Origin of the sequence: Nocardioides euryhalodurans (assembly GCF_004564375.1) — a bacterium.
GTDB classification, from domain to species: Bacteria; Actinomycetota; Actinomycetes; order Propionibacteriales; family Nocardioidaceae; genus Nocardioides; species Nocardioides euryhalodurans.
On sequence record NZ_CP038267.1, the window covers coordinates 2,221,128 to 2,246,047 of the forward strand.

Annotated in this window: 22 protein-coding genes; 8 read left to right on the plus strand and 14 right to left on the minus strand. The window is 72.1% G+C overall.

The genetic code is table 11. The annotated features are described in order from the left end of the window. Positions 1–43 precede the first annotated feature (43 nt). The 3 genes from EXE57_RS10595 to EXE57_RS10605 are packed head-to-tail and all read right to left on the minus strand — an operon-like array spanning position 44 to position 1,596. Positions 44–613, minus strand: a complete 570-nt coding sequence (locus EXE57_RS10595; RefSeq protein WP_135077323.1) for a TIGR03086 family metal-binding protein — start codon at positions 611–613, stop codon at positions 44–46. 30 nt (positions 614–643) lie between these two features. Continuing rightward, positions 644–1,075 (minus strand): nucleoside deaminase, encoded by a 432-nt coding sequence (locus EXE57_RS10600; RefSeq protein WP_135080842.1) that lies wholly within the window; start codon positions 1,073–1,075, stop codon positions 644–646. Between the two features lie 32 nt (positions 1,076–1,107). Beyond that, positions 1,108–1,596 carry a tRNA adenosine deaminase-associated protein gene (locus EXE57_RS10605; protein ID WP_135077325.1) on the minus strand — a complete coding sequence of 163 codons (489 nt, stop codon included), beginning with the start codon at positions 1,594–1,596 and terminating at the stop codon, positions 1,108–1,110. Between the two features lie 81 nt (positions 1,597–1,677). Here EXE57_RS10605 and upp point away from each other — a divergent pair, with 81 nt between their 5' ends. Further along, complete coding sequence (gene upp, locus EXE57_RS10610; protein ID WP_135077327.1) at positions 1,678–2,319, plus strand: uracil phosphoribosyltransferase; 642 nt, start codon at positions 1,678–1,680, stop codon at positions 2,317–2,319. Here upp and EXE57_RS10615 read toward each other — a convergent pair. The 8 genes from EXE57_RS10615 to EXE57_RS10650 form a co-directional block, all read right to left on the minus strand. Beyond that, complete coding sequence (locus tag EXE57_RS10615; protein ID WP_135077329.1) at positions 2,301–4,373, minus strand: ATP-binding protein; 2,073 nt, start codon at positions 4,371–4,373, stop codon at positions 2,301–2,303. The two genes, upp and EXE57_RS10615, sit on opposite strands and share 19 nt — an antisense overlap. A gap of 90 nt (positions 4,374–4,463) precedes the next feature. Next, positions 4,464–5,852, minus strand: coding sequence for an NAD(P)(+) transhydrogenase (Re/Si-specific) subunit beta (locus EXE57_RS10620; protein WP_135077331.1), 1,389 nt, complete (start codon positions 5,850–5,852; stop codon positions 4,464–4,466). After that, a complete protein-coding gene (locus EXE57_RS10625; protein WP_135077333.1) occupies positions 5,849–6,151 on the minus strand; it encodes an NAD(P) transhydrogenase subunit alpha part 2 in 303 nt (100 codons plus the stop codon). The genes EXE57_RS10620 and EXE57_RS10625 overlap by 4 nt, the downstream gene beginning before the upstream one ends. Next, positions 6,144–7,292: an NAD(P) transhydrogenase subunit alpha gene (locus EXE57_RS10630; RefSeq protein WP_135077335.1), complete on the minus strand. Its 1,149-nt coding sequence runs from the start codon at positions 7,290–7,292 to the stop codon at positions 6,144–6,146. Before EXE57_RS10630 ends, EXE57_RS10625 begins: the two co-directional genes overlap by 8 nt. Positions 7,293–7,353: 61 nt before the next feature. Next, positions 7,354–7,917: an RNA 2',3'-cyclic phosphodiesterase gene (gene thpR / locus EXE57_RS10635; protein ID WP_135077337.1), complete on the minus strand. Its 564-nt coding sequence runs from the start codon at positions 7,915–7,917 to the stop codon at positions 7,354–7,356. A 23-nt stretch (positions 7,918–7,940) separates the two neighbouring features. After that, a complete protein-coding gene (locus EXE57_RS10640) occupies positions 7,941–8,825 on the minus strand; it encodes a sugar ABC transporter permease (RefSeq protein ID WP_135077339.1) in 885 nt (294 codons plus the stop codon). Further along, a complete protein-coding gene (locus EXE57_RS10645) occupies positions 8,825–9,838 on the minus strand; it encodes a carbohydrate ABC transporter permease (protein ID WP_135077341.1) in 1,014 nt (337 codons plus the stop codon). Before EXE57_RS10645 ends, EXE57_RS10640 begins: the two co-directional genes overlap by 1 nt. A gap of 96 nt (positions 9,839–9,934) precedes the next feature. Next, complete coding sequence (locus EXE57_RS10650; RefSeq protein WP_135077343.1) at positions 9,935–11,236, minus strand: extracellular solute-binding protein; 1,302 nt, start codon at positions 11,234–11,236, stop codon at positions 9,935–9,937. 146 nt (positions 11,237–11,382) lie between these two features. Between EXE57_RS10650 and EXE57_RS10655 the strand changes: the two genes are divergently transcribed. Continuing rightward, positions 11,383–12,438, plus strand: coding sequence for a LacI family DNA-binding transcriptional regulator (locus EXE57_RS10655; protein ID WP_135077345.1), 1,056 nt, complete (start codon positions 11,383–11,385; stop codon positions 12,436–12,438). Here EXE57_RS10655 and EXE57_RS10660 read toward each other — a convergent pair. Further along, the gene (locus EXE57_RS10660) at positions 12,399–13,139 is read right to left on the minus strand and encodes a VIT1/CCC1 transporter family protein (protein ID WP_135077348.1); all 741 of its coding nucleotides are present in this window, start codon (positions 13,137–13,139) and stop codon (positions 12,399–12,401) included. The genes EXE57_RS10655 and EXE57_RS10660 overlap by 40 nt on opposite strands. Before the next feature lie 176 nt (positions 13,140–13,315). Beyond that, the gene (locus tag EXE57_RS10665) at positions 13,316–14,461 is read right to left on the minus strand and encodes an acyl-CoA dehydrogenase family protein (RefSeq protein ID WP_135077350.1); all 1,146 of its coding nucleotides are present in this window, start codon (positions 14,459–14,461) and stop codon (positions 13,316–13,318) included. Positions 14,462–14,504: 43 nt separating this feature from the next. Here EXE57_RS10665 and EXE57_RS19955 point away from each other — a divergent pair, with 43 nt between their 5' ends. The 6 genes from EXE57_RS19955 to EXE57_RS10695 all read left to right on the plus strand — a co-directional run bounded on the left by EXE57_RS19955 (position 14,505) and on the right by EXE57_RS10695 (position 24,479). Further along, a complete protein-coding gene (locus tag EXE57_RS19955; RefSeq protein ID WP_135077352.1) occupies positions 14,505–15,443 on the plus strand; it encodes a M15 family metallopeptidase in 939 nt (312 codons plus the stop codon). Then, the gene (locus tag EXE57_RS10675; RefSeq protein ID WP_135077353.1) at positions 15,427–15,861 is read left to right on the plus strand and encodes a hypothetical protein; all 435 of its coding nucleotides are present in this window, start codon (positions 15,427–15,429) and stop codon (positions 15,859–15,861) included. The genes EXE57_RS19955 and EXE57_RS10675 overlap by 17 nt, the downstream gene beginning before the upstream one ends. 90 nt (positions 15,862–15,951) lie before the next feature. Beyond that, complete coding sequence (glgX, locus tag EXE57_RS10680; RefSeq protein WP_135077355.1) at positions 15,952–18,129, plus strand: glycogen debranching protein GlgX; 2,178 nt, start codon at positions 15,952–15,954, stop codon at positions 18,127–18,129. Between the two features lie 29 nt (positions 18,130–18,158). Then, complete coding sequence (locus EXE57_RS10685) at positions 18,159–18,395, plus strand: hypothetical protein (protein ID WP_135077357.1); 237 nt, start codon at positions 18,159–18,161, stop codon at positions 18,393–18,395. A gap of 162 nt (positions 18,396–18,557) precedes the next feature. After that, the gene (locus EXE57_RS10690) at positions 18,558–23,900 is read left to right on the plus strand and encodes a DUF6531 domain-containing protein (RefSeq protein WP_135077359.1); all 5,343 of its coding nucleotides are present in this window, start codon (positions 18,558–18,560) and stop codon (positions 23,898–23,900) included. A 27-nt stretch (positions 23,901–23,927) separates the two neighbouring features. After that, a complete protein-coding gene (locus tag EXE57_RS10695) occupies positions 23,928–24,479 on the plus strand; it encodes a hypothetical protein (protein ID WP_135077361.1) in 552 nt (183 codons plus the stop codon). An 11-nt stretch (positions 24,480–24,490) separates the two neighbouring features. On the opposite strand, the gene EXE57_RS10700 is transcribed toward EXE57_RS10695, so the two are convergent. Next, the gene (locus EXE57_RS10700; RefSeq protein ID WP_135077363.1) at positions 24,491–24,817 is read right to left on the minus strand and encodes a hypothetical protein; all 327 of its coding nucleotides are present in this window, start codon (positions 24,815–24,817) and stop codon (positions 24,491–24,493) included. Between the last annotated feature and the right edge of the window lie 103 nt (positions 24,818–24,920).

Genomic DNA, 24,920 nt, shown 5'->3' on the forward strand with positions numbered 1-24,920 from the left:
CCGGGAAGGTTACCGGAGGGGGCCGGGACGGCCGAAATCCGCCTCAGGCCGTCCAGCCCGGGTCCCGGCCGGTGGCGCCGAGCAGGTGGTGCAGCGGCTCCGCCGCCGGGGGTACGTCGACGCGCGGGCCGAACAGCCCACCGTCGTCGGCCGGCGCGTCGAAGGACTCGACGAAGGCGTGGCTGGCTGCGACCGAGGCCGGGTCCGGGTCGTAGGGCTGGCCGGTGGCGGAGGCGAGGTCCCACCCGTGGACGACCACCTCGTTGAGGGCGACCAGCGCCGCCTCGTCGGCCGGCATCTCGACCGGACCGGCCTGGGTGGTGCCGTCGAAGGCACCGGGGGCCAGCCACGCCTCGCCCAGCCCGTGCAGAGCACCGGCGACCCGGTCCCGCCAGCCGGGCTCGAGCAGGGTCGCGTCGGCGGACGGTCCGGCGTCGTAGGACTCCTTGCGCGCAGCGAGGGTGAACGCGACGGCGAGGCCACCGAGGTGGTCGACGAGGTCGCCGACGGTCCAGTCGGGGCAGGGGGTCGGGTCGGCGAGCTGGTCGTCGCGCACGCCGACGAGCAGGGCCGCGGTCGACGCCGCGGCGGGACGGAGGTCGAGGTCGCTCATGCAGGGGACGACCGGGCGGCGGCCACCGATTCACCGGTGGCGGCGGAAGAACTCCTCCAGCAGGGCCGCGCACTCCGGCGCTCGGACCCCGGCCAGCACCTCCGGACGGTGGTTGAGCCGCCGGTCGCGGACCACGTCCCACAGCGACCCGACGGCGCCCGCCTTGTCGTCGTGGGCCCCGAAGACCACGCGGTCGACGCGGGCCAGGACCGCGGCGCCGGCGCACATCGTGCAGGGCTCGAGCGTGACGACGAGCGTGCAGCCCTCGAGCCGCCACTCGCCACGACGGCGGGCCGCGGCCCGCAGTGCCACCACCTCGGCGTGGCCGGTGGGGTCGGACTCCGCCTCGCGGACGTTGTGGCCGGTGGCCACCACCTCCCCCGCGGCGTCGAGCACCACCGCGCCGATCGGGACGTCACCCGTCGCCAGCGCGGCACGGGCCTCCTCCAGCGCAGCCCCCATGGCGGCGTCGTACGTCGCGGTCACCCCGGCACTCAGGCGGAGGAGGCGAGCCCGACGTGCTCGTCGAAGAGCGAGCCGAAGCCGAGCCGGCGTGCCACGTCCGAGAGCATCTCGTCGGGGTAGAGGTCGAAGTCGTCGAGCAGCACGCCCATGTCCATCGCGGGCATGCCGAGGTCGCCGAGCAGGTCGAGGTCGCCGGCAGGTGCCTGCTCGTCGTCGTCCTCCGGCGGGGGAAGGCCGAGGAAGTCGACCAGCGAGGCCGCCAGCTCCCACTCCTCGGCCGCGGTGATGTCGGACAGCAGGACGCGGGTGCTGGCACCGGCGACGCGGACGACGAGGAAGAAGTCCTCGTCGATCGCGACGAGACCGACGGCTCCGCCGTCGCCCGGGAACCGTCGTAGCGCGTGGGAGAGGGTCTCGACGTCGGCCAGCACGTCGTGGGCGAGCTCCTGCAGCTGCCAGACCCCTTCCTCCCGGTAGGCAGCCAGAGCGAAGTCGACTCCGTCCAGCTGGTCGGCCATGACGAACTCCCTTTCCTGGCTACGTTCTGCGGTCGTCTCCAGAGTGTCAGAGGTCCGGTTGAGGGGTCTAGGGTTCTCGCCATGCGCACCCACGTCGCCGACCACCCGCTGATCGCCCACAAGCTGACCTACCTGCGCGACGAGACCACCGACTCACCGACCTTCCGGCGCCTGGCCGACGAGCTCGTGACGCTGCTGGCCTACGAGGCGACCCGCGACGTCCGGGTCTCGCCGAAGGACATCCGGACCCCGGTCGGACCCACGACGGGCGTCAAGCTGGCCCGGCCCAAGCCGCTGGTCGTTCCGATCCTGCGCGCGGGGCTCGGCATGCTCGACGGCATGATGCGGCTGCTGCCGACCGCCGAGGTGGGCTTCCTCGGCATGGTCCGCAACGAGGAGACGCTCGAGGCGTCGACGTACGCCGAGCGGCTGCCGGACGACCTGTCGGGCCGCCAGTGCTACGTGCTGGACCCGATGCTGGCGACCGGCGGCACCCTCGCGGCGGCGGTCCGCTTCCTCGTCGACCGGGGCGCCAACGACATCACCGCGCTCTGCCTGCTGGCGGCCCCCGAGGGCGTCGCCCGGCTCGAGCAGGAGCTGGCGGACCTCGACGTCCCCGTCACCGTGGTGACCGGCGCGATCGACGAGAAGCTCAACGACAAGGGCTACATCGTCCCCGGGCTCGGAGACGCGGGCGACCGGCTCTACGGCGTCGCGGAGTGACCCACCCCTGAGAGCTCCTTGGGGAGGCTCACCGCGACGGTGGTGCCGACCCCCTCGCTCGAGGACACCGACACCTGGCCCCCGTGCCGCTCGACGATCGCCTGCACGATCGTCAGGCCCAGCCCGGTGCCCTGGATCGCCTGCGCCGTCGCCGTCGAGGCCCGGAAGAACCGCGTGAAGAGCTGGTCCTGCTCGTCGGCCGGGATGCCCATGCCGGTGTCGAGCACCACGATCTCCACCGAGTCGATCCGCTCCCGGACGACCAGCTCCACCCGGCCACCGTCGGGGGTGAACTTCACGCCGTTCGTGATCAGGTTCAGCACCAGCCGCTCGACCTGCTCCGGGTCGCCCTCGTGCACGACCGGCTCGTCGGGGAGCCGCAAGACCATGTCGAGGTGCCGCGTCGCGAGCAGCGGGCCGAGGGCGTCGTACGCCGCCCGGGCTGCGTCGCGCAGGTCGCACCTCGTCGGGTTGAGCTGCATCTGGCGGGCCTCGATCTGGGAGAGCAGCAGCAGGTCCTCCACCAGGAGCAGCAGCCGACGGCCGTTGCGCTCGAGCCGGTTGACGACGGCCCGCTGGTCGGCCGAGAGCTCGCCGACGGCTCCGTCCTCGAGCAGCTCGACGAAGCCGATCATGCTCGTCAGCGGGGTGCGCAGCTCGTGGCTGACGGTCGCGACGAAGTCGGCCTTGACCTGCTCGAGGTCGCGCAGCCGCTCGACGGCGTCCCGCTCGTGGTCCAGGGCCGCGACGAGCGCCTCGTGGGCGGCCTCGCGCTCGGTGACGTCGTCGGCGACGCACAGGTAGCCCGACGGCTCCCCCAGCTCGTCCTGGATCCCGGTCACGACCAGGGAGAGCGTGCGTTGCTCGCCGTCCGGACGGCGTACGTCCCAGAGGTGGCGGTCGTCGTCGGCCGCGACGGAGGCGGCACACAGGTCCGCGAACAGCGGCCGGGTGCCGAGGCGGGCGGCGTGACGGCCGAGCTCCTCGTCGCGGAAGAACCGGTCGGCGGGCTGCCCGAGCACGTCCTCGGCGGCCCGGCCCAGCATCACCTCGGCGCCGGGGTTGAAGACGGCGACCCGCCCCTCGAGGTCGGTGGCGAGGACGCCCGACCCGGTCGCGGCGTCGACCAGCCGCTGGAGCGTGCGCTGCCGGGCGTTGGCGCGGGCCGCGGCCATCCGCTGCTGCGTGGCCATGACCGACAGCGGAAGCAGGATGAGGGCGCAGTCGAGGAGGAAGAGCTGGAGGAAGCCGGTGACGAGCTCGGGCGCCACGTCGTAGCGGGAGCCGAGCTCGTGGACGGGCCCGAGCCCCGCCATGGTCATGGTCGTGGCGATCACGCCCACCGCCGTGAGCAGCAGGCTCGCCTCACGGAGCGTCCCGCGGAAGGCCAGCCACGCGAACATCGGCATCACCGCGAAGACCAGCGGCGGCACCGGTGCGAAGCTGAAGATCAGTACCGCGACCCCGAGCGTGAGCACCGACTGCACCACCCGCTCACGCGCCGGTGCGAGCGCACCGAAGGGCGGTCCCTCGAGGAACAGCGGGAGCAGCATCAGCTGGGCCGCGGCATGGGTCCCGAAGACGGCGACCAGCGCGAGCCAGGGCGAGCCCACGCCCGTGACGGCCACGACCGCCGCCACCGCGACCGCCGAGACGGCCGAGCCCAGGGACGCCGCGGCGATCAGCCGCGAGACGTCACCCTCCTCGGCCAGCCCGACCCGGCGTACGCCGAGGCCACGGTGCAGCCGCCACCAGGCGACCCAGGTGCCGGCGACGCAGGCCAGCGAGAAGCCGATGGCGGTCAGCGGGTCGTAGCCCGCCAGCAGGTGCGCGAGCACCAGGAGGGCGCCGGCGAGGGCGCTCGTCGTGGCGCGGTGGGCGCGGTCGAGGACGACGAGCAGCCCGGTGAGGAGCCCGGCGGCAGGCCAGGCGGCCGGGACCCGGCTCGCGGCGTCGGCCGTCAGCAGCACCCCGAAGGAGGAGGTGAACAGCAGGACCAGCAGGAGGGCGACCCGGTGCCGGTGGCAGGCGGCGGCGAGGGCTGACGCGCCCATACCCGCCACGCTCTCCCGAGACACCCCCGCAGTATGCGGTGCCGCCCGGGTCGGCCGTGGCGGTTTGACCGAGAGTTTGCCGTGACCGCCCTACAGCGCCTTCACCGCGCTGAGCAGCTTGCCCATGGTGTCCTTGGCGTCGCCGAAGAGCAGCGTGGTGCGCTCGTCGAAGAGCAGCTCGTTCTCGATACCGGCGAATCCCGGGCGCATCGAGCGCTTCATGAAGATGACCTGCTTCGCCTCGTCGGCGTTGAGGATCGGCATGCCGTAGATCGGCGCACCCGGGGTGGTCTTCGCCGCCGGGTTGACGACGTCGTTGGCGCCGACGACCAGGACGACGTCGGCGTCCTTGAAGTCGCCGTTGATCTCCTCCATCTCGCGCAGCTGCTCGTAGGGCACCTGCGCCTCCGCGAGGAGCACGTTCATGTGGCCGGGCATCCGCCCCGCGACCGGGTGGATGGCGTAGTCGACGACCGCGCCGCGCTCGACCAGCACGTCGACGAGCTCCCGGAGGGTGTGCTGGGCCTGCGCGACGGCCAGGCCGTAGCCGGGGACGATGATCACGCGGTCGGCGTACCCCAGCATGATCGCGGCGTCGGTCGGGCCGGCCGAGCGCACCGGCCGGTCGGAGGCCTCGCCGGCGCCGAGGGTCGAGCCGCCCTTGAGGGCCCCGAAGAGGATGTTGGCCACCGAGCGACCCATCGCCTTGGCCATCAGCAGCGTGAGGAACGTTCCGGAAGCACCGACGAGCGTGCCGGCCACGAGCAGCAGCGTGTTGGAGAGGACGTAGCCGCCCGCTGCGACGGTGAGGCCGGTGAAGGCGTTGAGCAGCGAGATCACGATCGGGACGTCGGCACCCCCCACCGGCAGCACCAGCAGCAGCCCGAAGGCGAGCCCGATCAGGGCGAGCACGATGCCGATCCACATCACCGGGTCGGCGACGAGGAGGCCGGAGAGCCCGAGCGCTGCCAGCAGCGTCGCGGCGAAGACGACCGCCAGCCCCGGGAAGACCACGGGCCGCGAGGTCATCAGGTCCTGGAGCTTGGCGAACGTGACGACCGAGCCCGCGAAGGACACCGAGCCGACCACGATCGTGAACGCGGTCGCGACCAGCACGAACCAGCCCGTGGCGTCGGCCGGCGCATCGACGATCACCTCGAGCTCGAGCAGCGCGACCAGCGCAGCAGCGCCACCGCCGACGCCGTTGAAGAGAGCCACCATCTGCGGCATCTGCGTCATCTGCACCCGTTGCGCGCCGTAGACGCCACCCGCGGTGCCGACGGCGATGGCGCCCAGGATCAGCCACAGGTTGTCGATCCGCTCCAGGTAGAAGAACGGCAGCGCACACGCGACGACCGCGGCGGCAGCGCCCACGAGGTTGCCGGCGCGCGCGGTCCGCGGCCCCGACAGCCCCTTGAGGGCGAGGATGAAGGCGACCGCGCAGAGCAGGTAGACCAGCTGGGCCCAGGTGGGGATCACGCGGCCGCTCCCTTCTTCGGGGTCCGCTTGCGCGTGAACATCTGCAGCATCCGGTCGGTGACGACGAAGCCGCCGACCATGTTGACCGCGGCGAGCACGATCGCGACCAGCCCCACCACCAGGGCGACCCCGGAGGCGTGGGCGGTCACGATGATCGCGCCCAGCAGGATCACGCCGTGGATGGCGTTGGCGCCGGACATCAGCGGCGTGTGGAGCGTCGAGGAGACCTTGGAGATCACCTCGATCCCGACGAAGACGCTGAGGACGAAGATGGTCAGCCAGACGATCGGCTCACTCATGGGCGGCTTCTCCTTCCACCGCGAGGCGGGTGGGCTCGTGCTGGATCGCACCGTCGCGGGTGACGCACGACCCCGCGACGATCTCGTCGTCCGGGTCGGGGGCGAACGACGTGACGCCCTCCTCGTCGGCGGGCGTCATCAGGGTGACGAGGTTGACGATGTTCTGGGCGTACAGGCGGGACGCCGGGCCGGGCATCTGGCTCGGCACGTTGCGCCCGCCCCAGACCTGGGCGTTGCCGATCCGGACCACCTCGCCGGCGACCGAGCCCTCGACGTTGCCGCCCGACTCCGCCGCCAGGTCGACCACGACCGAGCCCGGCGACATCAGCTCCACCATCTCGCGCGTCACCAGCATCGGTGCCGCCCGGCCCGGCACGGCGGCGGTGGTGATGAGGGCGTCGGCCTTGGCGATGTACGGCGCCAGCAGCTCCCGCTGCCGGGCCGCCCGGTCCTCGGTCATCTCGCGGGCGTAGCCGCCTGACCCCTCGAGGGTCTCGAGCTCGAGGTGGATCGGCTTCGCGCCCATCGAGGCGATCTCCTCCGCGGCCGCGGCCCGGACGTCGTAGGCCGAGACGACGGCACCGAGCCGCTTGGCGGTCGCGATCGCCTGCAGGCCGGCCACACCGGCGCCGAGGACCACGACCTGCGCGGGCTGGACGGTGCCGGCCGCGGTCATGTTGAGCGGGAAGAAGCGCCTCAGCATGCCGGCCGCGACGACGGCACAGCGGTAGCCGGCCACGAGCGCCTGCGAGGACAGGGCGTCCATCGACTGGGCCCGTGAGATCCGCGGGACCAGCTCCACGGCGTACGACGTGACGCCACCGTCGCGGTAGGCGGCGACCAGGTCGTGCTCGAGCATCGTCGGCAGGAAGGAGATCGTCGAGGTCCCCGGGGCCAGCCGTCGCGCCGTCGCGAGGTCGAGCGGCTGCACCGACACGACGAGCGTGGCGCCGTCGAGGGCGGCCTCGTCGAGCACCGCCCCTGCTTCGGCGTACTCCTCGTCGGCGATCAGCGCGTGGTTGCCCGCGCCCGGCTCCACGGCCACGTCGTACCCGAGCCCGGTCAGCTTCCCGACCAGCTCGGGCACCATCGCGACCCTGGACTCCCCGTCTCTGGTCTCCCTGGCTACAGCGATCCTCACGCAGCCGAACCTAGGGGACGTCGGGTCGTCGGGGCAGCCATCTCAGCGCGCGGCGCGGGATTCACCCGACCGGGAGCTGCTCGACGAGCTCGTACCGGGGCCGGTTGCGCGGCCCCTCGCCGAGGTGCGAGGCGACCAGCGAGACGGTGTCGGCGGTCCACGCCGGACCGTCGTAGGAGTCGAGCAGCCTTACCCAGGACGACACCTCTGCGGGCCGGCCGAGCCGGGCCACGGTGAGGTGCGGCCGGAACCGCTGGCCGTCCACGGCGACGCCCGCCCGCGACGCCGCCGCCCGTGCGCCGGTGGCCATCCGTCCCACCTCGGTCCGGCCCACGTCGTCGAGGCCGAGCCCCGCCCACAGCACCCGCGCCCGGGCCGGGTTCGGGAAGGCACCGCCGCCGGCGATCCGGGTCGCCACCGGCGTACGCCGGGCCGCGGCGCGGGCGAGCCGCTCGACGAGGTCCTCCAGGGCACGGTCGGGGACCTCGGCGAGGAACGCGAGCGTGACGTGGACCTGCTCCGGCAGCGTCCAGCGGAACGGCGCGGCCTCCCGGCGGACGGCCAGGAACTCGTCGAGGTGCTCGACGGCCTCCACCGGCGGCACGAGCGCCACGAACATCCGCATGCGACCGACCGTAGCCGGAGCGCTCAGCCCTTGGTGCCGCCCGCGGTCAGCCCCGCGACGAGGTGCTTCTGCGCGAAGAAGAACACGATGCCGGCCGGGATGGTGATCAGGATCGCCGCCGGGGTGAGCAGCTCCCAGCGCTGGTTGAACTGCGGCACGAACTGCTTGAGCCCGGCACCGAGGGTGTAGTTGTCGCTGGTCTGGATGAAGGCGATCGCGTACGCGACCTCGCCCCACGCCGTGATGAACGTGTAGAACGCCGTCACCGCCAGGCCCGGCCGCGCCAGCGGCAGGATCACCCGCCAGAAGGTCTGGAACGGGCCGAGCCCGTCGAGCGCCGCCGCCTCGTCGAGCTCCTTGGGGATGGTGTCGAAGTAGCCGCGCAGCATCCAGGCGCAGAAGGGCACCGCCACCGTGCAGTAGGCGATGATCAGCGAGAGCTTGGTGTCGATCAGGCCGAGGTTGGCCATGATCGTGTAGATCGGCACGATCAGGATCGCCACCGGGAACATCTGGGTCAGCAGGAAGACCCACATCAGCCCTCGCTTGCCGGCGAAGTTGAAGCGGCTCAGGGCGTAGCCGGCGGTCGCCGACATCATGATCCCGATCAGCATGGTGAAGACCGCGACGATCACCGAGTTGAGGAACCAGGTCGGGAAGTTCGTGTCGAAGAGCACCGCCCGGTAGTTGTCGAGGGACGGGCTGCTGACCAGGTCGATCGTGGACCGCTGGATCTCCTGGCGCGGCTTGAGCGAGCTCAGGAACACCCACACCACCGGGAACAGCGCGATGGCGACCGCAGCCAGCATCGTCCCGTGCAACGCCACGGAGGCGAGCGGGGTGCGGTGGCGGCGGGGCTTCGGGGGGACGTCCACCAGGGACGGCAGGACCTCGACCGGGGCACTCATCAGAACACCTCTCCCTGCTTGCTGAGGACCCGCCGGTAGATCCCGGCGTACACCACCAGGATCGACAGGATCAGCACGCCGTACGTCGCCGCCAGCGAGTAGTTGCGGATGCCCTCGAAGGCCGCCCGGAAAGCGCCGGTCACGAGGATCTCGGTCTGGCCGGCGGGCTCGCCACCGGTCACGAAGAAGATGATCGGGAACATGTTGAAGGTCCAGATGGTGCCCAGCAGGATCACCGTCGAGCTCACCGGGCGCAGCCCGGGCATCGTGATGTTCCAGAAGCGCTGCCACGGCGAGGCACCGTCGATCGCCGCCGCCTCGTAGAGGTCGTTGTTGATCGACTGCAGGCCGCCCAGCAGCGCGACCATCATGAAGGGGACGCCCAGCCAGACGTTGGCGACGATCGCCGTGAAGAGCGAGGTCCAGCGGTGATCGGTCCAGGCGACCGGGTCGATGCCGATCTTGCCGAGCACGGCGTTCACGAGCCCGAAGTTCTGGTTGAACATGAATCGCCAGGCGAACGCGCTCACGAACGCCGGGACCGCCCACGGCACGATCAGCAGCACCCGGTAGATCCCGCGGCCCCGGAAGTCGCGGTTGAGCATCACCGCGAGGCCCAGGCCGATCGTGTAGTGGAAGAAGACGCACGCGGTCGTCCAGACGACCGTGTTGGTGAACCACAGCCAGAAGTCGCCGCGCTGACCGGTCAGGACGTCGACGTAGTTCTTCAGCCCGACGAACTCGGCCTGGTTCGGGTTCTCCTCGCAGGTCTCGCCACCCCCGAGCGTCTTGGTGCAGATGACCTCCTGCTGGTTGGCCTCGGTCAGGTCGGTGAAGGACTGGAGGATGCCCTGGGCCAGCGGGTAGAGCACCAGCACGCCGAGGACCAGCACGGTCGGCAGCACCATCGCCCACGCGTACCAGTTGCGGTCGTAGCTGCGGCGCAGCCGGCCGGGTTCCTTCGGCGACGCGGGCTTCGTCGGGTCGGCCGGCGTCCGGGTGGTCGTGGCCATCGGCACCTCCAGGGGCGGGGCGGAGCTGGGGTTTCGGGCGTACGGGTCGAGGGGCCGGGCCGGCAGGCCCGGCCCCTCGTCCGCGTCAGGAGCAGGTCACTCGGAGTACTCGGGGACGACGTCGCTCTTGAAGGTCGCGGCCGCCGCGTCGAGCGCCGCCTGCGGGTCCTTGCCCTGGATCAGGACCTCGGTGGCCATCTGGTCCAGCGGGGTGAAGAACAGGCCACCCTCGGGGATCCACGGACGGGGCTGGGCCGCCTCGAGGGCCGGCTCCCAGGCCGCGACCTTCTCGTTGCCCTCGATCAGGTCGTAGGCGTCGGCGTTGGCGGGCAGCAGGCCGAGCTCGTCGGCGATGAAGGCCTGCGACTCGGGGCTGGTCATGAACTGGACGAACGCGGTGGCCGCGTCGGCCTTCTCCTCGTCCATGCCCGAGTAGATGACGTAGTTGTGGCCGCCGACCGGGGCGCCGGGCTCACCGGAGCCGGCCGGGACGGGCGCGACGCCGAGGTTGTCGAAGCCACCGAAGGCCTTGTCGGCATCGATGTTGGCGACCTCCCAGGGGCCGTTGATGATCATGCCGACCTTGCCCTCCTTGAAGAGGGTCATCATGGTGCCGTAGGAGTCGTTGGCGTCCGGCTTGACCGAGACACCGCTCTTGACCATGTCCTGGGCGATCTGCAGGCCCGCGACGTTCTCGGGCGAGTTGACCGTGATCTGCTCGGCCTCGACGTCGACCAGGTCGCCGCCCTCGCCGTACATGAAGGGGAGCGTGAAGTAGCCCGCGGCGTTGAGGTAGATGCCCTCGGCGCCGACGCCCTGGAGCGCCTTCGCGGCCTCGTCGACCTCGTCCCACGTGGTGGGGGGCTCCTCGATGCCGGCCTTCTCGAACAGCTCCTTGTTGTACATCAGGCCGAGGGTGTCGGTGACCTGCGGGACGCCGTAGGTCTTGCCGTCGAAGACGTTGCTCGACAGCGGGGTCTCGAGGAAGTTGGTCTCCTCCAGCAGGGGCGTGCCGTCGAGGGCGTAGAGGTAGCCCAGCGAGGCGAACTCGGGCACCCACGCCACCTCGGCGCGCAGGATGTCGGGCGCCCCGGAGTCGGTCTGCGCCGCGGTCTTGAACTTGTTCTGCGCCTCGTCGAAGGGCACCGACTCGTAGTTGACGGTGACGTTCGGGTACTCCTCGTTGAACTGCGAGATCAGCTCCTGGAAGGCCGGGCCCTCGTTGGTGGGGTCCGAGGTGTCCCACCAGGTCAGCTCGGCCTCGAGGGAGGCGGGGTCGACGCTGGACTGCGCGTCGGGCTCGTTGCTCGAGGTCGACTCGCCACCGTCGTTGCCGCAGGCGGCCAGGGCGAGCGCGAGCGCGGTGGTGCCGGCGAGTGCGGGCAGCAGACGGCGCATGGGGGTGCTCCTTGATCGAGGGTCGGTGTGACCGGTCTGACAGGCTGTCGCGGGACCATAGCAAGAAGCCTGCAAGAAATGGAAGACCTTGCGACGCTCTTGCGAAATCCTTGCGCGGATCCTGTCGAGGCGCTTTCATTCTCCCCATGGCAACCCTGGCCGACATCGCCGCGCAGGCGAGCGTGAGCGAGGCGACGGTCAGTCGCGTCCTCAACGACAAGCCCGGCGTCAGCGACGGTGCCCGCGCCGCGGTGCTGACGGCGCTCGACGTGCTCGGCTACGAGCGGCCCAGCCGGTTGCGCCGGCGCAGCGCGGGTCTCGTGGGGCTGGTCGTCCCGGAGCTGGAGAACCCGATCTTCCCCGCGTTCGCGCAGGTCATCGAGGACGCGCTGGCGGCTCGCCGCTTCACCCCGGTCCTCTGCACCCAGTCGCCGGGCGGCATCAGCGAGGACGAGTACGTCGAGTCGCTGCTCGACCACGGCGTGGCCGGCATCCTCTTCGTCTCGGGCCGCCACGCGGACACCCGCGCCGACCACGAGCGCTACCAGGGGCTGATCTCCCGCGGCATGCCGGTCGTGTTCGTCAACGGGTACGCCGAGGGCATCGCCGCCCCGTTCTTCTCGTGTGACGACGTCGAGGCGATGAAGGTCGCGGTCGGCCACCTGGTCCAGCTCGGCCACGAGCGGATCGGTCTGGCCATCGGCCCGCGTCGCTACGTCCCGGCACTGCGCAAGCGTGACGGTTTCGTCCGCGCCCTCGTCGACACTCTCGGCCTGTCGCCCGCGGCCGCGGAGGGCTGGATCGCCGAGGGGCTGTTCACGGCCGAGGGCGGCGCGGCTGCGGCCCGACAGCTGCTCGCGAAGGGGGCGACCGCGATCGTCAACGGCTCGGACCTGATGGCGCTCGGTGCGATCCAGGCCGCACGCGAGTCCGGCCTCGACGTACCCCGGGACGTCTCGGTGGTCGGGTTCGACGACTCGCGCCTGATCCAGTACCTCGACCCGCCCCTGACCACGGTCCGGCAGCCCGTGCAGGCGCTGGGCGCGGCCGCGGTCTCGGCCCTCGCCGACGCCATCGACGGCCTCCCGGTGCCGTCGCAGGAGTACCTCTACAAGCCCGAGCTCGTGCTGCGGGCGTCCACGGGCCGGGCGCCTGCGCAGGCTCAGCCGATGCGCGTGCCGAGCAGCGCACCGACCGCGTAGGTCACCGCCATCGCGAAGACGCCCCCGGCCACGTTGCGGACGACGGCCGGTCGGGTCGGCGCGCGGCCGAACCACGCGCTCGCCCAGCCCGTGGCCGCGAGCGCGACGACCACCGCGACGACCGTCACCCAGATCCGTACGTCGGGCGGGGTGAGCGTGATGGTCAGCAGCGGCAGCAGCGCGCCGACGGTGAAGGCCAGCATCGAGGCCCAGGCGGCGTGCCACGGGTTGGTCAGGTCGTCGGGGTCGATCCCCAGCTCGGTCTCGGCGTGCGCCGCCAGGGCGTCGTGCTCGTGGAGCTGGCGGGCGACCTGGAGCGCGAGGTCCTCGCTGAGGCCCTTCTCGACGTAGAGGCCGGCCAGCTCGGCGAGCTCCTCGTCGGGCTCCTCCCGGAGCTCGCGCCGCTCCTTGGCGAGCAGGGCGTTCTCGGAGGCACGTTGGGTGCTGACGGAGACGTACTCCCCCGCGCCCATGCTCAAGGCCCCGGCCGCGAGCCCGGCCAGGCCCGCGACGGCGATCGCCTGCGAGTCGCTGGTCGCGCCGGCGACGCCCATCACCAGGCCGGCCGTGCTGACGATGCCGTCGTTGGCGCCCAGGACGCTCGCCCGCAGCCAGTTCAGGCGGTTGTTGAACCCTCCGGTGTGCGGCTCGTCGTCGTGAGGGCCCACGTCGAGGCCGGCCGTCCCGGCGTCACTGGTCATGCTCCGATCGTCACCCTCGCCGCGACGCCCCGCAAGCAAGGGCAGGCTGCGCTGACCTGGGGGTGTGGCCGCGCGCAGCCGTGCGAGCGAGTCGTGGGGTTCGTGCCCGTTGCTCGGGGGACGAACCCCGGGCTTTCCCCGGCCGACCGGGGAGACCACACGTCACCCCGCCACCCTCACAACCCCAGGTCTCGCCCGATCAGCATCTTCATGATCTCGTTCGACCCCGCCCAGATCTTGGTGACGCGGGCGTCGCGCCAGGCCCGGGCGACGCGGTACTCGTTCATGTAGCCGTAGCCGCCGAAGACCTGGACGCAGTGGTCGAGGACGTCGTTCTGGACCTGCGAGGTCCACCACTTCGCCTTCGCCGCGTCGACCGCGGTCAGCTCGCCGCGCGTGTGGGCGAGGACGCACTGGTCGACGTACGCCTGGGTGACCTCGACCCGGGTGACCAGGTCCGCGAGCAGGAACTGGGTGTTCTGGAAGGAGCCGATCGGCTGGCCGAACGCCTTGCGCTCCTTGGCGTACGCGACCGTCTCGTCGAGGATCTGGGCGGCGTGGGCGAGGTTGGTGACGGCCGAGCCGAGCCGCTCCTGCGGCAGGAACTGCATCATCGAGATGAAGCCGGTGTCGAGCTCGCCGATCAGGTCGTCGTTGCTGACCCGGACGTCCTCGAAGGCGAGCTCGGCGGTGTCGGACTCGTCCTGGCCGACCTTGTCGAGCACCCGGCCGACGGAGTAGCCCTCGGCGGAGGTGTCGACGCCGAAGAGCGAGATGCCCTTCGCCTTCTTCTCCGGGGAGGTGCGCGCCGCGACCACGACGAGGTCGGCGGAGCCGCCGTTGGTGATGAAGGTCTTCGATCCGTTGAGGATCCAGCCGTCGCCGTCGCGGACGGCGGTGGTGCGCAGGGCCGCGAGGTCGGAGCCGCCGGACGGCTCGGTCATGCCGATCGCGGTCAGCAGCTCCCCGGTGCAGAAGCGGGGCAGCCAGCGCTCCTTCTGCTCGTCGTTGGTGAGGTGGACGAGGTAGGGCGCGACGATGTCGGCGTGGATGCCGACGCAGCTCGGCAGCGTCATGTTGACCTTGGCGAGCTCCTCGGTCAGCACCGCGTTGAAGCGGTAGTCACCCGCCTCCATGCCGCCGTACTGCTCGGGGACCTCGAGGCCGAGGAAGCCCTGCTTGCCCGCGGCGAGCCAGAAGTCGCGCGGCAGCCCGTGGTTGCTGGCGTGCTCGTCGAGGTCGGGCACGACCTCGCGGTCCAGGAACTCCCTGACGGAGCTGCGGAAGGCCTCGTGGTCCTCGTCGTAGATGCTGCGCTTCATGCGGCCATACCTTACTCGCCAGTAGCCCACGTAGGTTCGGAGTGTGACGAGACGTACGGCGGCCGCGGCGGCCCTGCTGGCCGGCGTCCTGGTCGTGGCCGGGTGCGGCTCCGCCGACCAGCAGCCGGAGCCGGAGACCCGGCCGTCGGAGTCCCCGTCGACGTCCCCCTCGCCGACCCCGGCGGAGTCGCCCAGGACCCGGCCGCCACGCGAACCCCGTCGGCCCGGACCGCCGAGCACCGACGGCACGCTGCGGGGCGCGGCGTACGGTCCCGGCAGCGAGCCTCCGCCCTGGCTGTTCCGGCGTGCGCTCCCCGAGACCGCGGACGGGTACGGCGTCGTGCGCCCGACCCCGCCGGCGCTGGTCCGGCGGGCGTTCACGCTGCCCGACACGGTGCCGATGCTGCCGGGTCGCGGCTACGCCTCCCGCCTGGTCTCACCCGCGCCGGGCGCGGTCGTCGACCGCTCGACGTGGGAGCCCGGCTGCCCGGTCGCCCGCGACGAGCTCGCCTGGCTGCGCGTGGTGTTCCTGGGCTTCGACGGCCGGCGCCACACCGGGGAGCTGCTCGTGCACGCCCGCGTGGCCGAGGACCTCGACCAGGTCTTCCGACGCCTGTGGGAGGCGCGGTTCCCGATGGAGCAGGTCCTGATCGTCCGCTCGCTCGACGAGGAGGCGCCGCCGACCGGTGACGGCAACGGCACCGGCGGCTTCGTATGCCGGCTCACCACCGGCGGCAGCTCGTTCTCGCAGCACGCCTACGGACTGGCGGTCGACGTCAACACCTTCCAGAACCCCTACCGATCCGGCCAGGTGGTGCTGCCCGAGCGGGCGTCGTCGTACCTCGAACGGGAGCGGGTGCGACCGGGCATGATCACGCCGGACGGTCCGGTCGTGGCCGCCTTCGACGAGATCGGGTGGGAGTGGGGCGGTGCGTGGACGACCCTCGAGGACTACCAGCACTTCAGTGAGGACGGTCGCTAGCCCCCTGGCGCGACGGCTGCTCATCGGAGGCGTGCTGGTGCTCCTGTCGGCCTGCGCCCCGGAGCTGTCGTCCCTCCAGGACGACCCCATGGCCACCGGGACCCTCGCCGGCATGGAGGAGGTCGACCGGAACGAGGACCGCGGGAGCAGCGGCGGCATGCTCGGCAAGCCCGAACCCGCCAAGGTGCTGCGCATCTTCGAGATCCCACCGGACGAGGACCCCGCGGAGGTGCTCGCCGAGGCGCTCGTGACGGCCGAGGACCGCGGGTGGCAGGTGCGCAGCGACAACGCCACCGGCTTCGTCGCGGAGCGGGACCTCGACGACCGGTTGGCCACGCTCATCGTCAGCCTCAACGACGACGCCGACCTGGGCCCGGCCCCGGGGCTCTACGTCTCGCTCAGGATGTCCGTCGACTGAGGGACCCCGTTCGGTGCGAGGGGTCGCAGACCCACCGATAGACTTGTATCGATCCAACACCGGATCCGACACGACGAACAGAGGTCACCAGTGCAGGTCTGGCCCGGAACGGCCTATCCGCTCGGCGCGACGTACGACGGGCGGGGCACGAACTTCGCCCTGTTCAGCGAGGTCGCCGAGCGCGTCGAGCTGTGCCTGTTCGAGGTGGGCCCGCGCGGCGGCTTCACCGAGACGAAGGTGGAGCTCACCGAGGTCGACGCCCACGTCTGGCACGGCTACCTGCCGCAGGTGCAGCCCGGACAGCGCTACGGCTACCGCGTCCACGGCCCGTACGAGCCGGAGCGCGGCCTCCGCTGCAACCCGAACAAGCTGCTGCTCGACCCGTACGCCAAGGCCACCACCCGCGAGATCGACTGGGACCAGTCCCTGTTCGGCTACGACTTCGGCGACCCCGACAGCCGCAACGACGACGACTCCGCGGCCCACATGACCCTCGGTGTCGTGATCAACCCCTACTTCGACTGGGAGGGCGACCGGCACCCGGACACGCCCTACAACGAGACGGTGATCTACGAGGCGCACGTCAAGGGCCTCACCCAGCTCCACCCCGACGTCCCCGAGGAGCACCGGGGGACGTACGCCGGTCTCGCCCACCCCTCGGTGGTCGGCCACCTCAAGAAGCTCGGCGTGACCGCGCTCGAGCTGATGCCGGTCCACCAGTTCGTCCAGGACAGCACCCTGCTCGAGCAGGGGCTGCGCAACTACTGGGGCTACAACACCCTCGCCTTCTTCGCCCCCCACTCCGCCTACGCCGCGCGTGGCGAGGGGCAGCAGGTCCAGGAGTTCAAGTCCATGGTGAAGGCGATGCACGACGAGGGCATCGAGGTGATCCTCGACGTCGTCTACAACCACACGGCGGAGGGCAACCACCTCGGTCCGACGCTGAGCTTCAAGGGCATCGACAACCCGGCGTACTACCGGCTCGTCGAGGACGACCAGCGCTACTACATGGACTACACGGGCACCGGCAACAGCCTCAACGTGCGCCAGCCCCACTCGCTGCAGCTGATCATGGACTCGCTGCGCTACTGGGTGACCGAGATGCACGTCGACGGCTTCCGGTTCGACCTCGCGGCCACGCTGGCTCGCGAGTTCTACGACGTCGACAAGCTGGCGACCTTCTTCGAGATGGTGCAGCAGGACCCGGTCGTGAGCCAGGTGAAGCTGATCGCCGAGCCGTGGGACATCGGCCCGGGCGGCTACCAGGTCGGCGGCTTCCCGCCGCTGTGGACCGAGTGGAACGGCGCCTACCGCGACACCGTCCGCGACTTCTGGCGCGGCGAGCCCAGCCTCGGTGACTTCGCCAGCCGGCTCGCAGGGTCCTCGGACTACTACGGGCACTCGGGCCGCCGGCCCTTCGCCTCCATCAACTTCGTGACCGCCCACGACGGCTTCACGCTCCGCGACCTGGTGTCCTACAACGAGAAGCACAACGACGCCAACGGCGAGGACAACAACGACGGCGAGAGCCACAACCGGTCGTGGAACCACGGCGTCGAGGGACCGACCGACGACCCGCAGGTGCTGGAGCTGCGGGCCCGCGCACAGCGCAACTTCATCACCACGCTGCTGCTGAGCCAGGGCGTCCCCATGCTGCTGCACGGCGACGAGCTCGGGCGGACCCAGCAGGGCAACAACAACACCTACGCCCAGGACTCCGAGCTCTCGTGGGTCCACTGGGACAAGGTCGACACACCGCTGGTGGAGTTCACGGCTGCGGTCGCGCGGCTGCGCAAGGAGCACCCGACGTTCCGCCGCAAGCGATTCTTCACCGGTACGACCGTGCGCACCGGCGACGGCACCCGCCTCAACGACATCGTCTGGCTCGACCTGGACGCCACCCCGATGGAGGGTGAGGACTGGCAGGCCGAGGGCGGCGCCGCGATCGGCATGTACCTCAACGGCCACGGCATCCCCGGCACCGACGAGACCGGCAACCCGATCACCGACGAGCACTTCCTGCTCTACTTCAACGCCGGCGGGGACGGGGTCACCGCGACCCTCCCGAGCGAGGAGTACGCCGCCGGGTGGGACGTCGTCATCGACACCGCGGGCTCGGCCGACGAGCGCGACCCCCTCGCGGCGGGCGCGACCCTGGAGGTCGCCGGAAGGACCGTGGTCGTGCTGCGGGAGCAGACGCCGCCGGAGTCCGACCCGGACCACTCCGTCGCGGCCTCGATCAAGGCCCAGTCGACCAACGGAGACTGAGCCGGCGGACGGCACCTAGGATCCGCCCCATGCCGACCCCTGCGCCGACCACCGATCCACGGGGCGCCCGCACCTGGCTGCCCGCCGTCCTCGTCGCGGTCGTCGGGACGGTGGTCGTGGTGGTCCTCTACGACCGGGGCGTGCTGCCGATCGCCGGGCCCTTCGTGCTGCTCGCGCTGCTGCCCCTGCTGATCCCCCTCCAACGACGCGGCCAGCGCAGGCTGACCGAGCGCCGGGCCGACGAGCAGGGCGACGCCGGCGCGTGAGTCCGACGAGGCGCAGAAGTCGCCATTCCTCCGCGTGCTCCCCCACCACCCGGTAGCCTCCGCCGCAGCACGACGGGGGATCGACGTTCTTGCCCGGCCACGGGCGAGGACTGTGCTGAGCCCTCGAGCCCGTGCGACGTAGGCGAATCTCGAGGAGCAGTCGTGGGTCTGGGGCCCGTCACCGAAGACGTCCGTTTCGATCACGCCGCGGCGGACGAGCTCATCCGCCTGTGCAACGCCGCCGCCGGGGTCATCGAGGGCCAGGGCGGGTCGCGGGCCAGCTGGGTGGTCACCGCCAGCAGGGAGTTCCGCGGCTACTTCTCCGAGCTGTTCGCCCGCAACCAGGAGACCGCCAAGGCCGATGCCGAGGAGGTGGCCGCCCGACTGCGCGACGTCGCCCGCTACACCGGCGACCTCGCGGAGGAGGCCGCCGCGGAGCAGGAGCGACGCCAGCGGGCCCGGGAGTGGCAGCGGGAGCAGGACGACCGCGGCCTGCTCGAGAAGGGCTGGGACTGGATGACCGACGGCAACGACGCGCCGGTCCCCGACATGCCGGAGCCGAGCTCCTTCGAGCCGACCGTGATCCCACCCAAGCCCCGGGAGACCCCGACCCCGGGGTCGGGCGGCGGGAGCAGCGGGGGCGGGACCTCCTCGGCCCGGCCCTCGGACCTGCGCACCTTCGCCAACGGCTCGCGCGGCGCCAACGCCTCCCTCGCCGGCAAGCCGACGAGCTGCCGAAGCGCCTACTCGACGTTCGTGGCCGGCTGCGGCTGGGGCGAGCTGCGCGCCGACGACGTCTTCGCCGGCTTCGCCCAGTACCTCGCCGCCAACGAGGAGGACGTGCGGTGGGCCACCACGATCGCCGCCGCCTTCGAGGCCGCCGGCGGCGAGGGCCAGGTCTCGACGCTGTCCAACAGCGCGTTCACCGCGGCACTGCAGGCGCGCGGCATCGACGCCAGCCGCCAGGACATCACCATCGACCCGCCGCAGGCCTTCGGCGCCATGCCGACCAGCGGCTACGCCGACGACCCGGTCAACGCCGCCACCGGCAACTTCACCGAGACCGAGACCGACCTGGCCTTCACCGCCGGCTCGGCCTCGCTGGTCCTCGACCGGACCTACAACTCCTTCGACACCGGTGTCGGTGGCTTCGGCCCCGGCTGGTCGAGCTGGACCGAGGCCGCCCTGGGCCTCGACGACGAGGCCGCCCGGCTCCGGCTGTCCGACGGCCGCGTCGTCGTGTTCCCCCGGCTGGGCGACGGCTGGGACCGCGGCCGCGGGACGAACCTCTGGCTGGCGCGCGAGGGCGACCACCTCGTCGCCACCTCCAACGACGGTGAGCGGTGGACCCACACCCGCGACGGTCGGCTCCTGGAGCACACCCGGGGGCCCGGCACCACCGTCCGCCTCGACCGCGACGCGGCCGGCCGGGTCCTCCGCCTGACCCACGAGCGTGGGCGGGAGATCGACCTCACCTGGGACGACGACCTCGACCGCGTCGTCCGCGCCGCCGACTCCTCCGGCCGCGACGTGACGTACGCCTACGACGGGGCCGGCCGGCTCGTCGAGGTCAGGACCGGACTGGGCACGCGCACGTACCGCTGGAACGAGCAAGGGCTCATCGACGCGGTCACCGACGCCGACGGCGTCGTCGAGGCCGAGAACGCCTACGACGCCCACCGCCGCGTCACCACGCAGCGCTCGCGCCACGGTCGGGTGAGCCGCTTCGTCTACCTCCCCGGCAACGTCACGGTGGTCTCGGACGCCGACGGGAGTCGCTCCAACACCTGGATCTCCGACCAGCAGGGCCGGCTCGTCGGCGCCGTCGACTCCGACGAGCAGCGCCAGTCGTTCTCCTACGACGCCCACGGCAACCGGGTCCTGGTCACCGAGCGCGACGGTTCCGCCACCGTCCGCGAGTTCGACGACCGGGGGCGGACCGTCCGCGAGGTGACACCGACCGGCGCCGACCTCACCTACGGGTACGACCACGCGGACCGGCTCACCACCGTGGTCACCGCGGCGGGTGGGATCGCCGAGTACACCTACACCGGCGACGAGCGCAGCCCCTCCCTCCTGGTCGACCCCGAGGGGGGCCGGACCGAGATGACCTGGAGCGACGGACTGCTCACGCACCTCGTCGACCCCGCCGGGGTGAGCGTCTCCTTCACCTACGACGCGCACGGCGACCTCGTCGCGACGACCGACGCCCTCGGCAACGTGGCGCGCCTCGACCGCGACGCCCAGGGGCGCGTGGTCGCGGCCACGACCCCGCTGGGGCACCGGACCACCTACACGTACGCACCTTCCGGGGCCCTGGCCTCCCGGCGCGATCCCGACGGCGCGGTCTGGCGCTTCGAGCACACCACCGCCGGACGGCTCTCGACGGTCATCGACCCCACCGGCGCCCGCACCGACATCGAGCACGACGACGCCGGCGACGCGGCTCGCACGATCGATCCGCTGGGTCGCGCGATCACCCGCCGGACCGACGACCTCGGCAACCTCGCCGCCGTGGAGCTGCCGGACGGCGCGGTCTGGCGCTACACCCACGACGCCATGTCGCGGCTGGTCGAGACCATCGACCCGTCCGGCGGCAGCTGGCGCACCGAGTACGACGTCAACGGCATGCCGACCGTGTCGGTCGACCCCACGGGCGTGCGCTCCGAGCAGCGGCGCGACCGGGGCGCCCGCACCCTGACGGTCGCGCAGGGCGACGCGACCCGGACCATCGGTCTGGACGAGCTCGGTCGGCCCGTCTCCGGACGCGGCGTCGACGGCTCGGCGAAGATGTGGGTCCACGACCGGTGTGGACGGCCGGTCGAGCAGCTCGACGTCGACGGCGGCCTGACCCGCATCGTGCGCGACGCCGCCGGGCGGGTCACCCGGGTCACCACGCCCGCCGGCCGGACCACCTCCTACGAGTACGACGCCTGCGGCCGGCTGGCCGCCGTCCTCGACCCCCGGGGCGGCCGGACGACGCGGTCCCACGACGCGGACGGCCGGCTGGTCGCGGTGACCATGCCGACCGGCGAGACCGGTCGCATCGAGCACGATGCCTGCGGTCGGGTCGTCGCCTCCCGCCGCCCGGGCCACGGCGTGGCGCGCTACCGCTACGACGCCGCCGGCCGGGTCGTGGAGTCCTCCGACACCTGGTACGGCCACCGCACCTTCCGCTACGACGCCGCCGGGCAGCTGGTCGAGGTCGTCAACGGCAACGGCGGGGTCACCCGGTACGGCTACGACGCCGGTGGACGGGCGGTGTCGGTCACCGACCCGCTCGGCCACACCACCGTCCGCGAGTTCGACGCCCTCGACCGCTGCACGCGACTGACCGACGCCCTCGGCCGCACCACCCGCGCCCGCTACGACGGCGCCGGTCGCCTCGTGTGGCAGCAGGACCCTGTCGGCGACGTGATCGAGGTGGGGTACGACGCAGCCGGCCTCGACGAGTCGCTGACCGTCAACGGACGCATGGTCGCGCGGATCACCCGCGACGTGAGGACGCGTCGGGCCACGGTCACCGACACCACGCGCGACGCCGCGTGCGACATCGAGCTGGAGTGGAACGGGCTGGGCAGGCTGGTCAGCCGCTCCGCGAACGGCCAGACCGTCTCCTGGGGCTACGACGCCGACGGACGGCGTACGAGCATGACCACCCCGGACGGCGTGACCACGTACTACACCTGCGACGAGGGCGGCGACGTCATCGCCGTCGACCACCCGCTGCTGGGGCGCGCGACCTTCGCACGGGACCTCGCCGGGCGCGTGGTCGAGGCCACCGCCGGCGCGATCGTGCAGCGGTGGGAGCACGCGGAGGGGGCCGTGGTGGCCCACACCGTCGGTGACGAGTCCGGGTTCACCCGTACCGAGGTCCACCGCGACGACCAGGGCCGCATCGTCGGGCTCACCCGTGGCGAGGACCACACCGCCTTCGGCTACGACCAGGCCTGTCAGCTGGTCGAGGCCAGGACGGGAGGCTCCACCACCCGGTGGCGCTACGACCTGGCCGGCCGCCTGGTGGCGGAGACGGCCGGCGACTCGACCCTCGAGCACCACCACGACGCGGCCGGCCAGCTCGTCTCCACCAGCGACGGCACGGCGACCGCCCGCTACACCTACGACGGCGCGGGCCGCCGGATCCGGGAGCAGTCCCGCGACGGCGCCGTCCGCGACCTCGCCTGGAGCGGCCGGGGATGGCTGAGCACCGTCACCGACCACCTCCCGGACGGCGAGACCCGGCGCACCGAGCTGCACGTCGACGCCACCGGCCAGCTGGCGGAGGTCGCCGGGGTCGCGATCCACTGGGACTCCGCGGGCTTCGCGCCCACCCCGGTCCGCGTCGGCGACCTCTCCGTCCTCACCGCCGGGCCGCTCACCGGCCTCGGCGAGAGCTGGGCCGCTGCCGGCTGGCGCGGGCGGCGCGACACCGGCACGGACCCGTGGGCCACCGGGGGGCCCGCGACGGCGGGCCTGCTCGCCGGTGGCACGGGCGTCGGCGCCGACGGGGGGCTCTCGGTCGCCGGTCTGGAGTGGCTGGGTGCCCGGGTGTACGACCCGTCCAGCCGGGGCTTCCTCTCGGTCGACCCGGTCACCACGACCGCGGGCGCCGGCTGGGCACACAACCCGTACTCCTACGCGGGCAACGACCCCCTGCACGCCCTGGACCCGCTCGGCCTGGACCCGTTGACCGACGAGGACCTGCGGGCCTACAACGCGAGCCACAACGGCTTCACGACGATGGCCGCGACCGTGGCAGACCGCGTCACCAGCAAGGAGTTCCTCATCGGCGCCGGGCTCACGGCCCTCGGGGCCGCCGCCATGTTCGTGCCGGTGCCCGGCGCCCAGATCGTCGGCGGCATGCTGATCTCGGCGGGCGTCGACACCATGGTGCAGCAGGTCACGACCGGCAACGTCAACTGGGGAGAGGTCGCGGTCTCGGGCGCCTTCGGGGCCTTCGGCGGAGTCGCCGCGGGCATGGCGGTGAAGATGGGCGCCCGGACGATGATGCGCCAGGCCGTCGTCTCGGGCGGCATCTCGGGTGCGGCGGAGGGCTTCACCAAGGGCAACGTCAACTACTTCACGGGGGCCGGCCCGCACTCGCCCACCGACTACCTCAAGACGGTGGGCGGGGCCACGGTCCAGAGCGGCGTCCAGGGCGCGGTCACCGGTCCGCTGCAGCTCAAGGTGGACAACCTCGCCCTGGGCCGGATGATCGAGGGGCGCAGCCAGCCGCCCCTGGACTACCCCAGCGCCAACCCCCAGCTGGGGCCGGACCCCGTACCCGTGATCGGCAACTCCCAGGACGTCCGACTCCTCACCGACCTCGACCCGGGCGGGCACGTCAACGCCATGGGAAGCGGTCCGCTGCAGGAAGCGATCGACTACCAGCGGCCGGTCTACGTCGGCACCGACGGCCCGGGCGAGCACGCCGGCCAGCTGCAGGTGCTGCGCGACGCCGGCTACACCCAGCAGGGCGACTACATGGTCCCCGGTGGTCGGTGACCGGGCGGGAGTGCCACAGTGGGTGAGGTGAGTCGACCGCCGACCGGCGCGTCCGGGCGCTTCGCCGAGGGCACCCTCGGCGGCGCGGTGCTGCGCATCCTGGGCGCGGTCGGCCTGCTGCTCCTCGTGGTCGTCGTCGTCGGCTCCCTCCAGGGGGCGGAATTCACGGTGGCGTGGGGGGTCGTCGGGACGCTCGGCGCAGCGGTCGTCGTCTACTGCGCGGTGGTCTGGCGCGGACGTCGGGTGACCGACCTCGGCCCCCGGGGCGTGCAGCAGCTGGACGCAATGCTCGCCGCGCTCGAGGCTGAGCGGGTCACTCCCGTGGACGTACGCACCAGCGGCATCGACAACACCTCGCTCTTCCACGTGCGCGACCTGCTCGAGAAGGCCCGACGGGACCTGTCCTACGGCTTCTACACCTCGGCCGGCGAGGCCATGGTGGAGGTGCGGGAGGTCACCCGACGTGACGGCTGGTCCGCCTCCTCACCCCTCGGGGAGCACGCCGCAACCATCGGCGCCCTCGGCCGCGACCACCTCGACCGGCAGGGTCCTCTCCGTGGCCGGGGTCAGGCTTCGTGACCCTCGGTCGGTCACGGCGCCTCGACGCGGCCGATCCCGACGTCGCGGGTGCACACGATCTCGACGTCGTCCAGCGAGCCCCAGGTCCCGTCGACGGTGCAGTCATCGCTGAGGTCCCGGCCGTCGACAACCAGGTCGCTGCGCCGCTTCGACCACCCCTGGTCCCAGAAGACCTCGTCGACGCCGTACTTGTCCTCCAGCCGGGTGGCGACCTCCTCCGGGTCCGGCCCCCAGACGATCGTGGCCACGAGGACGACCAGGAGGGTGCCACCCCCCAACGCCAGGCGGAGCCACGTCTCGGTCTGCACCCGTCCCAGCCGATCCCTGAATCCGCTCACGGGGCCGATGGTAGGAGATGCCCACGGGGCCGCACGGCACCGCACGGGTGGTGACCCGAGCGAGCCCGACCCCCCTTGCCGGTTCACCCCGACGGTGCCGCGG